Here is a 9218-nt window from a genome sequence, read left to right as displayed (position 1 = left end):
CCAGGGGCTGGACGGGATTTACTCTCTGAAACGACTCTCCAACGTCTGACCACGGATACTTGTGGAGAGCTCGCAGTCTCCATGCGCAAGCATATAGGTTGCGCATGGTTTTTTGCGTCCAAAATTCGGTGGCGCGGAACTATCCGGGCGGCCTCTGGGGCGTGGAGGAGGCTTTCTGGTCCTGTAATCTATCGCGGTTATTCTCGAACGAGGCTTATGAGGGGTCGAGATGGAGACAGCGCGTTGAGTGAGGGAGGAGCTGGATGAAGGACATAGTTTGCCTGTTTCGATGTTCCCAATCTTGCCCAATCTTGATTCCTGACATCTCTGCGGAACATAACAAAATTCGCTACATAATGTCCCCAATTTTTTTTAATTCCCAACTTTCATTCTGGGGAATAAAATTGAGTCATTTCGACCCGCAGTATTTTTACGGATGGGTCATTTAGGCCTCATTTGAAAATCCCCTTTGACACGCTCCCCACGCATCCCACCTCACAGGCAAAAGTAACACATTTTTCACAACACGCCGTTTTAACACGTTTAGTAGTATGCTTGCGTTGTACACAAAACATCCGGGCATGCAGGCCCGGCGGATGACTGGCCCTGGAATTGCTTAAGGTACTGTATGTGATTTAATGCGTATAACCTATAGGAGGCTTCTGTGAGTACCAATCAATCCACGGACCAACTTCTGGTCGAAGAGAAGGTCGCTAACCATGAATTGGTCCAAGAACAACCGTCCCAGATTTCGGCAAAGGGCAAGGGGATTTCACGACGTAAGATGCTCGGGTTTCTTGGCGCCCAGGTCATAGCCGGAACCCTGGCAGGCGCAGCCCTGGCCGCGCCGAAAAATTTTAATCCCATGCATTACAATCGGGGCATTAAGCCGGACCAACTTCCTAACACCCGTGCCTGGCTGGTCACCGATCCGACCACCTGCGTGGGCTGCCGAACGTGCGAGATCGTCTGTTCCCTGGTTCACGACGATGTCTGCCAGCCCTCCCTGTCCAGGATCACTACTACGTACGATCCCCAGCATACGTTGACCAAACTTGCGGTTATGCCCAACGTGTGTCGCCAGTGCAATATGGCCGACTGTTATCTGGCCTGTGAATACGACGCACTGATCCTGGATCCCAAGACCGGTGCCCGGATTATTGATCCGGGCAAATGTGAAGGATGCGGCGAATGCTTTGAGGCATGTCCCTACAACATGATCGTGAAAAACGAGGAAAAGGGTATCTTTTCCAAGTGCGACCTCTGCGGCGGCGATCCCATGTGCGTCAAGTACTGCCCAGCGAACGCCATCAAATTCATTGAGCTTGGCTAATCATTAACTTTACAGGAGGCAGCACTATGCACGGATGGGCTGGAAAAATATTGCGAGTCAATCTAGATGACGGTTCAATCACAAAGGAAGATACTTCTAAATACATCAAGTACACCGGGGGCATCGGCTTTGGGTACAAGGTCATTTTCGACGAGGCGCCCACAGCCAGCCCCTTTAGTCCTGAAAACCGGATTGTCTTTGCGGTGGGGCCGCTGACTGGTTCCCTGGCCCCGGCAACCGGACGTTCCGAGGTCATCTCCATCTCCCCGCATTCCTATGCACCCAAATCCAAGGGACCGCTTGTCACCCGAAGCGGTTTTGGCGGCTATTGGGGTGCAGAACTCAAGTTCGCCGGATACGACGCCATTGTGGTTCAGGGCAAGGCCAAAAAGCCCGTGTTTATAAACATCGTCAACGACAAGGTGACCATAGAAGACGCTACGTCCATATGGGGCAAAGATACCTTTGAGGCCCAGGATATGATCAAGGCCGATAAGGGTGACGAAAAGACCCAGATCGCGGTCATCGGTCCCTCTGGTGAAAACCTGGTTCGTATCTCTCCTATTATCCACCGAATCGGTAACGCAGCGGGCCAGGGGGGCTTTGGCGCGGTCATGGGTTCCAAGAACCTGAAGGCCATTGCCGTGCGCGGCACCAATGGCGTGAAGGTCGCCGACAAGAAGAATCTGCTCAAGTACGTCAAAAGCGTCCGCGAGTTCCAGCCAGGACCGCTTGGATCTACGCCGCTGTCAACCGGAGCATTGAGCTGGACTGAAAAACACGTGGACCCCAAGGACATCAACAGTCAGGCCCTGCGTTTTGACCAGACCGAGAGCTGCGGACCCTGGCTGAACAAGTACCATGTCAAATCCCAGTCCTGCTATTCCTGTCCCCAGGGGTGCTATGCCTACATGAAGGTTCCTGGCATGGGTGGCGGCGCCATGAGCTGTACACAGTGGTTTTATTCCTGGATGGGCAATCGCGACAAGGCCACCTTCCTGGCTAACCAGCTCGCCAACAAGCTTGGGGTGGACACCTTTGAGATGTTTCCAATGATTCAGTTTGTCTGGTATCTCCAGGACGAAGAAGTTGACGGCAAGAATCTGCTTGAGCTTCTCTATGACAACAAGCTGGTCAGCGCAGAGATCAAGAAGGGACTGGAAAAGGGCCACTATCCGCCCAAGGGAGATCTAAGCACCGTGGGGATCGAGACTCTGATGAACATGATCGCCTACCGTCAGGGATTTTTGGGCGACACACTGGCCGAAGGCTTCCGCCGGGGTGTGGACATCATCAGCGACAAGTTCAACGCATTGGGCATGACGGAGGCTGCCGAGCGCACTATGCATTTCGTGAACATGGAAGGCGTCATGGGCGGCGTGGTTGGCGGCAATGGCGGCTGGGGCATGTCCGCCCACTATGACCCGCGGACCTTCGGTTACTACTGGGCGGTCAACTTCGCGGTGGAAAACCGCGATCCAAACCGTCATTCCATGACCAATCTGGTGGAATGGACGGGCCTTACCTTTGAACAGGCCCTGCCTGTGGCTATCACTCACTGGGGCAAGGACATTGCGGAAAATGGACTCACCGACCTGTATCGCAAGCGCGACGTGCCTTTGACCTGGAATGGCCAGAAGTCGGCCAAGGCCAACGCCTACTTGGGCCAGTTTATCCACTACCGTGGCTGCATCAAAGACAGCATTCCGGCTTGTGATTGGGTGTATCCGATCATGAGCAGTGGCCGTAAGGACCGGGACTACACCGGGGACATTTCCGTGGAATACAAGCTCTTCGAGTTGGTAACCGGCGAAAAAATGACCCAGAAGTCGCTCGATGATAAGGCCGCCAGGATCTGGACCCTGCACCGACTGCTCACGGCCCTCGAATGGGGTGGAGGCAAGGAGGTCAATCTGCGCGAGGAGCACGACCAGGTGCCCGATCATTTCTTCATACCTGTTGAAAAGCGCCTCTTGCCGTCCTATCCCCCGTGCGATCCGCCCCATCCTCCGCTTGTCCGGGAGAACTTCGAGGCGGTCAAGGACGAGTACTACAAGCTCATGGGCTGGGACAGCAAGACCGGCCTGCCCACTCGGACCACCATGAAGCGACTGGGTATGGAAAACGAAATGGCCGTTTTCGAGAAGCAGTCATTCAGACTCCCGGCCTAACGGCAGTCTTGTTTTTAAAGCATCTCAGTAAAGCAGGGACGTCCCGATCAGGGTCCTTCCGGAGGTATATGACCTCTGGAAGGACCCTATGTATGAACACGATAGAGAGGAGGATGAATGAAGGTACTGCTCCTGACCCCTCCCGCACCTCGGTTGCGGGATCCGGCAACCATGCAGGAGGACCTGCTCCCGCCCAAGACGTGGGTGCCCCTTGGCATCGCCTATCTGACAAGTGCGCTTCGCATCCACAATGTACCCACCCATTACCAGGATCTCCATGAGGCCACATGGTCCGATATTGCGGTTCTGCTTCGCAGCGAACAGCCGGACGTGGTGGGCATCAGTTGTTTCACCCTGGGCCGGATCAACGCACACCATCTAGCCACCATGTCCCGTCAAGAGCTACCTGATGCCCATATTGTCATGGGCGGCCCCCACGCAACCTTCTATCCTGAGCACATGCTCGAGAATCCGGCTGTGGACATGGTCGTGATGGGGGAGGGCGAGGCAACCATTGTCGAACTGGTTACCTGTCTGGAGGAAGGACGCCCCCTGGCGGGGGTTCGTGGCCTTGCCCTGCGAACAAAAGACGGCACGGTCCGCACCCCGCCCAGAGAGGAACCCACGGACCTGGACGGCCTCGCTTTTCCAGCCTATGACTCTTTTGATCTGGCCCAGTACAAATCTCCGGAAATTCCGGAACAGTTCCTGTCACAGCCCGGCACACATCTGCTGACCTCCCGGGGGTGCCCATTCCACTGCGGGTTCTGCTCGGTGAACCGTTTTTTCGAGGGCCGCTGGGCTCGCCGGTCACCAAGAAACGTGGTCGACGAGATTGAGGAACTGACTGACCGGCTGCACGTACAACATCTTTATTTTTCCGACGATCTGTTCACCCTTGACCGGAAGCGGGTCATCGACCTGTGTCGGGAGATCCTCGACCGCAAGATTTTTTTTGCCTGGATGGCTGAGACCCGAGTTGATCTTGTGGACAAGGAGATGCTCGAACTGATGCGACAGACCGGGTGTTATCGGATTTACTACGGCGTCGAGTCGGGCAGCCCGCGCATCCTCAAAGCGGCCGGCAAGGGATTCACTGTTGAACATGTCCGAAAAGCCTTTGCCATGACCCACCAAGCAGGCATTGAGCCGTGTTGTTTTCTCATGGTCGGCAACCCCGGTGAAAATCCCGAAACCATCAAAGAAACGGTTGAGCTGATCAATGAAATCCGGCCAGCGATTCGGCCCATCCTGGGCATTAACACATTGTTTCCCGCCTCACCGCAATACGACTACGCCAAGGAACAGGGGGTGATTGCCGACGAATACTGGCGCACGGACGCTCCGCCGCCCCCGTACACTGTGGAGCATGATGTGGACGACCTCATCTACCTGCAGATGCTCCTGACCAGGGGTGTCGCTCCGGAGGTGTACGAGCGGATGTGTGAAATGGGATTTGATGAAAAATATTTCATCATGCGGCGAATGGTCAAAGGAATGGCACCTTCATCCTGATGCCAAAAAGTATGACTGGTCCATATGCATCAATTGATTGCCTCAACGGATTTTTTGTACCAACCTGCATACCAACGGGGCCTGGAACGCAACCAGGGATACGAACGCCTTGAAAAACAAGCATCGAGCCGGTACGTTTGGGACTACGGACAAACCATGGATATATTTAAATTCGCACTACCTGAAGTGATATTTGGTCGGGGAAGTCTGCAATACGCCGGCATCTGTGCCAAACGCTTGGGCGCCTCAAAGATATTTGTGGTCTCCGATCCCGGTGTGGAAGCGGCTGGGTGGGTGGAAAAACTGTTTGCCATTTTGCGCGAGGAAGGTCTCGATTTTGTCTATTTCGGCGACGTGGTGGCGAATCCCCGTGATTTTCAGGTCCACAACGGCGCGGAGATCTATCTGCGCGAGGAGGCGGACGTGGTCATGGCCCTTGGCGGTGGAAGCCCCATGGATGCGGCCAAGGGAATCGCCTTGCTCGTCAGCAACGGGGGTGTGATCTCCGATTACGAGGGGGCCAACCTTGTCAGTCGGCCGCTCCCCCCTATGGTCTTCATCCCTACTACCATGGGCAGCGAATCCAATATCTCTCAGTTCACGGTCATATCGGATGTGAAGCGACAGATAAAGATGACGGTGATCAGCCGGACGCTGGTCCCGAACATCTCCATCACCGACCCCCTCCTGCTTGAAACCTTGACTCGGGACCTGATTGTGCCTCCTGTGTTCGACTCCCTGGCCCATGCGGTGGAATCGTACGTCTCGCCTATTGCCAATCCCTTTACCGAAGTTTGGAGTCTGAAGGGACTGGATCTGCTCATCCGGCATATCCGCCCGGCATTGGAGCACATGCACCTGGATGACCTGGAAAATCTGGCCATAGCAGGTACGTCGTCGGGCATGGCATTTACCAACGCCAGTGTTGGGTTGGGCCACGCATTAGCCCACTCATTAGGCGGTATTTACGATGTTGTGCACGGCACCGCTCATTCCGTGCTCCTGCCCAGTGTCATGCGTTTCAACCTCTCGGCCTGTGAAGAGAAAATGGCCAAGATTGGTACGATTATCACTGGCAAAAAGCTTAAAACGAACGAGGCTACAGCCTTGGCCGGAATCGAGGCGTTGGAAGAACTGCGAAGGGAAATAGGCATCCCTAACCGCCTCCGGGAATTGTTGTCAGACAGGTCCATGCTCCCTCAGGCGAGCCACAACGCTGTCAATGACATCTGCCTGTTGACCAATCCCCGTTCGGTCACATGGAAGGACATGCTCAACATTTACTACGAGATGTGGTGAGATGACACGATCCAAAGAGCCGGACAGCGAATCCAGAGCAAACAGTCGTGCAAGCCTCAACGACATCATCGGCATCGAATCGATCAAGCTCGGCTTTTTTAAGGAAGTCCAGAAAACCATCGACGAGCTCAAGACAGCGAATATTGAGCTGGAGCAGAAACGGCGGGCCGTCCAGGATATACTCAACGGCATCCCGGACGTGGTGGCCGTTGTCTCGGCCGACTACCGGGTGCTGTCTGTCAATAATGCATTCTTCGAGACGTATGGGAGTAGAGATTTTCTGGGGGAGTCCTGTTACCGGGTATTCAAAGGCTTGAACAAGCCGTGCTCGCCGTGTCCGCTGCACGTGGCCAGTGAGGAAGGTCAAAAGGTCTGCCGTCAGTTGCAGATCATGAACGTGGACGGTGAGAAACGGCAAATCGAGTGCTCGGCCGCGCTTATGGCCGGATCAGGAGACACGCCGGACAACGTCCTGCTGCTGCATCGCGACGTGACCATAGAGAAAGAATACCAGGCCAAGTATTTTCTGGCAGAGCGCATGGCCACTGTTGGGCTGCTGGCCGAGGGCGTAGCTCACGAGATCAACAATCCCCTGACAAGCATCCGGGGGTTCGCCGAAGCCCTTTCGGGATACCTGGATCGCCTGGCCACATGCATCAAGGAAGGTGAGTCGTGTTCGGAGTTGCTGGCCATCTTCGATGAATATCTTAGCATCCTACTTAAGGAATGCAGTCGTTGTTCAGAGATTGCCCAGAATTTGCTGGGCTTTGGCTATCGTGACGTCCGGTCCATGAGTATCGTCAGCGTCAACAACGTCATCCAAAACTGTCTAAAGCTCCTGCATCCCCGGCTTTCCAAGCTCCCCGATGGGCTCATCGAGCTGTCCTTGTCCGAGGAAGGACCATGCGTCGTGGGGCACTCCGGCGAACTGATGCAGGTGACTTTGAACCTGATTCTCAACGCACTGCATGCGGTGGAGGCTTCCGGGACGATTCACATTGCCAGCTATGCCTTGGAAAGCATGGTTTTGATACAGGTGTCGGATACGGGATATGGCATCGCCCCGGAGAACCTGGACAAGATTTTCGATCCTTTTTTTACCACCAAATCACCTGGCAGTGGCATCGGCATCGGGCTGTCCACCTGTTACAACATCATCACGAAGCACGGTGGCGAAATCACCGTAAGCAGTGATGAGGGCAAGGGCGCCGTTTTTGAAATCATTCTCCCGATTTTTGAGGACTGACAACGACATGTGCGATGGAGAAACGATCCGCGTCCTGGTGGTGGATGACGAGCCTTTTATCCGTAAACTTGCGGAACGCGAACTGGCCCTGCCGGGCCGGGAAGTGACCACTGCGGATTCAGCGGCCCAGGCGATAAAGCGCGCCCGGAGGCATACTTACGACGTGGTCCTGCTGGACGTCCGATTGCCGGACGGCAACGGCGTCCGTCTGCTGGAGCACTTTCGCGAAAACCTGCCGGACGTCGAAGTGATTATGATCACGGGCTATTCCGATGTGGACAGCGCGGTCGAAGCCATGAAGATGGGGGCCTATGACTACGTATCCAAGCCGTTCTCCCTGGATCGGATGAATTTGCTCATCGACCGGGCGTTCGAGCGACGGCTGATGCAGCGGGAACTGCGCTGGCTCCGCGGGAACAAAGGTGGTGCTGTTCGACACCGGATCATCGGTTCCTCGGCTGCCATGAACGAAATCGGATTTCTCGTGGATAAGGTCGCTCCCACAAACACACCCGTGCTCATCACCGGAGAAAGTGGCGTGGGTAAGAATGTGGTCGTCAACGTGCTGCACGATAAAAGCGAGCGTTCTGGTATGCCTCTGATTGTCAAGAACTGCGGCGGGTTTAACAAGGAACTGTTGCGCAGCGAGCTGTTTGGGCATTGCAAGGGCGCGTTCACCGGTGCGGAGCAATCCCATGACGGTCTCCTCGCCCAAGCGCACAAGGGGACGCTTTTTTTTGACGAGGTGGGTGAACTCCCCTTGGACGTGCAGGCCATGTTGCTCCGGGTCTTCGAGTCCCAGAAATATCGGAGGGTGGGTGACCGGGAGGAGCGTTCCGTGGACGTGCGCTTTCTTTTCGCCACCAACCGCGATCTGTCTCGTGAGGTTGAAGAAGGCCACTTTCACGAAGCCCTATACCATCGCCTCAACGTATTTCGCATCGACATCCCGCCGCTTAGGGAACGCAAGGAAGACATCCCCATGCTTCTGGAGCACTTTCTGGGACAGCTCTATCCGGACCGCTCACCCTACCGCATGTCCAAGCGGGCCGCACAAAGCATGATCACCTACAATTGGCCGGGCAACATTCGCGAGTTGCGTAATGTCGTCGAGCGGGGCATCATCCTAGCCGAAAACGACCTCATCACCACCAAGTGTCTGCCAGGAGACATTGCCAATTCTCTTGAAAACGGGGAAAGGCGTGAGCCTCTGCCGACCCTGGCCCAGCACGAAAAGCAATATATTCTGCGAGTCATGGAACATGCGGCTCACAACCAGACTTTGGCCGCACGTATCCTCGATATCGGCAGGAAGACGCTCTATCGCAAACTCAGGTCTTTCGACGATGTCCGAGATCCTCTCTAGCGGATCCCGCTACAGCTCCAAAAGTTTTTTTATTTCCGGTTTGCAAAAAAATTAGGTGGTTAATAAAGGGGACATTATGTAGCGAGTTTAGTTATGTTGCCAGATTAGCCCCTGAATGAGGTTGCCATGCCCCGCATTCCCAGGCTTCTCATGTCGGAAATCCCGACCGTTTATCATGTCATCTCCCGTACGGCCTTGCCCGGTCTCCCTTTTGACGCTTCTGACAAGGATTTTCTGCAGTCCCTGATTCTTCGTTTTTCCAGGATCTATTTTACTGAAATTCTTGGA

6 protein-coding genes are annotated in these 9218 nt (G+C 54.9%); all 6 read left to right on the top strand.

Annotated elements, in window-relative coordinates:
• The first annotated feature begins 664 nt into the window (after positions 1–664).
• The 6 genes from ACTVJH_RS15310 to ACTVJH_RS15285 all read left to right on the top strand — a co-directional run bounded on the left by ACTVJH_RS15310 (position 665) and on the right by ACTVJH_RS15285 (position 8930).
• Positions 665–1333 (top strand): 4Fe-4S dicluster domain-containing protein, encoded by a 669-nt coding sequence (locus tag ACTVJH_RS15310; RefSeq protein WP_455992611.1) that lies wholly within the window; start codon positions 665–667, stop codon positions 1331–1333.
• A 26-nt stretch (positions 1334–1359) separates the two neighbouring features.
• Positions 1360–3504: an aldehyde ferredoxin oxidoreductase N-terminal domain-containing protein gene (locus tag ACTVJH_RS15305; RefSeq protein ID WP_455992609.1), complete on the top strand. Its 2145-nt coding sequence runs from the start codon at positions 1360–1362 to the stop codon at positions 3502–3504.
• 117 nt (positions 3505–3621) lie between these two features.
• Positions 3622–5019: a B12-binding domain-containing radical SAM protein gene (locus ACTVJH_RS15300; RefSeq protein WP_455992607.1), complete on the top strand. Its 1398-nt coding sequence runs from the start codon at positions 3622–3624 to the stop codon at positions 5017–5019.
• Between the two features lie 156 nt (positions 5020–5175).
• Positions 5176–6318 carry an iron-containing alcohol dehydrogenase gene (locus ACTVJH_RS15295; RefSeq protein WP_455992605.1) on the top strand — a complete coding sequence of 381 codons (1143 nt, stop codon included), beginning with the start codon at positions 5176–5178 and terminating at the stop codon, positions 6316–6318.
• A 1-nt stretch (position 6319) separates the two neighbouring features.
• Entirely contained in the window at positions 6320–7564 is a 1245-nt protein-coding gene (locus ACTVJH_RS15290; RefSeq protein ID WP_455992603.1) for a two-component system sensor histidine kinase NtrB, read from the top strand.
• 7 nt (positions 7565–7571) lie between these two features.
• Positions 7572–8930 (top strand): sigma-54-dependent transcriptional regulator, encoded by a 1359-nt coding sequence (locus tag ACTVJH_RS15285; RefSeq protein WP_455992601.1) that lies wholly within the window; start codon positions 7572–7574, stop codon positions 8928–8930.
• The last annotated feature ends 288 nt before the right edge of the window (positions 8931–9218 follow it).

The sequence above is a fragment of the Desulfoplanes sp. PS50 genome (genome assembly GCF_053851535.1).
This window is presented reverse-complemented; position numbering and strand designations above follow the sequence as displayed.

Excerpts from the sequence above, each read along its gene's own strand:
- ACTVJH_RS15305 (WP_455992609.1), top strand. The coding sequence starts at position 1,360 with ATGCACGGATGGGCTGGAAAAATATTGCGAGTCAATCTAGATGACGGT.
- ACTVJH_RS15300 (WP_455992607.1), top strand. The coding sequence starts at position 3,622 with ATGAAGGTACTGCTCCTGACCCCTCCCGCACCTCGGTTGCGGGATCCG.
- ACTVJH_RS15295 (WP_455992605.1), top strand. The coding sequence starts at position 5,176 with ATGGATATATTTAAATTCGCACTACCTGAAGTGATATTTGGTCGGGGA.
- ACTVJH_RS15290 (WP_455992603.1), top strand. The coding sequence starts at position 6,320 with ATGACACGATCCAAAGAGCCGGACAGCGAATCCAGAGCAAACAGTCGT.
- ACTVJH_RS15285 (WP_455992601.1), top strand. The coding sequence starts at position 7,572 with ATGTGCGATGGAGAAACGATCCGCGTCCTGGTGGTGGATGACGAGCCT.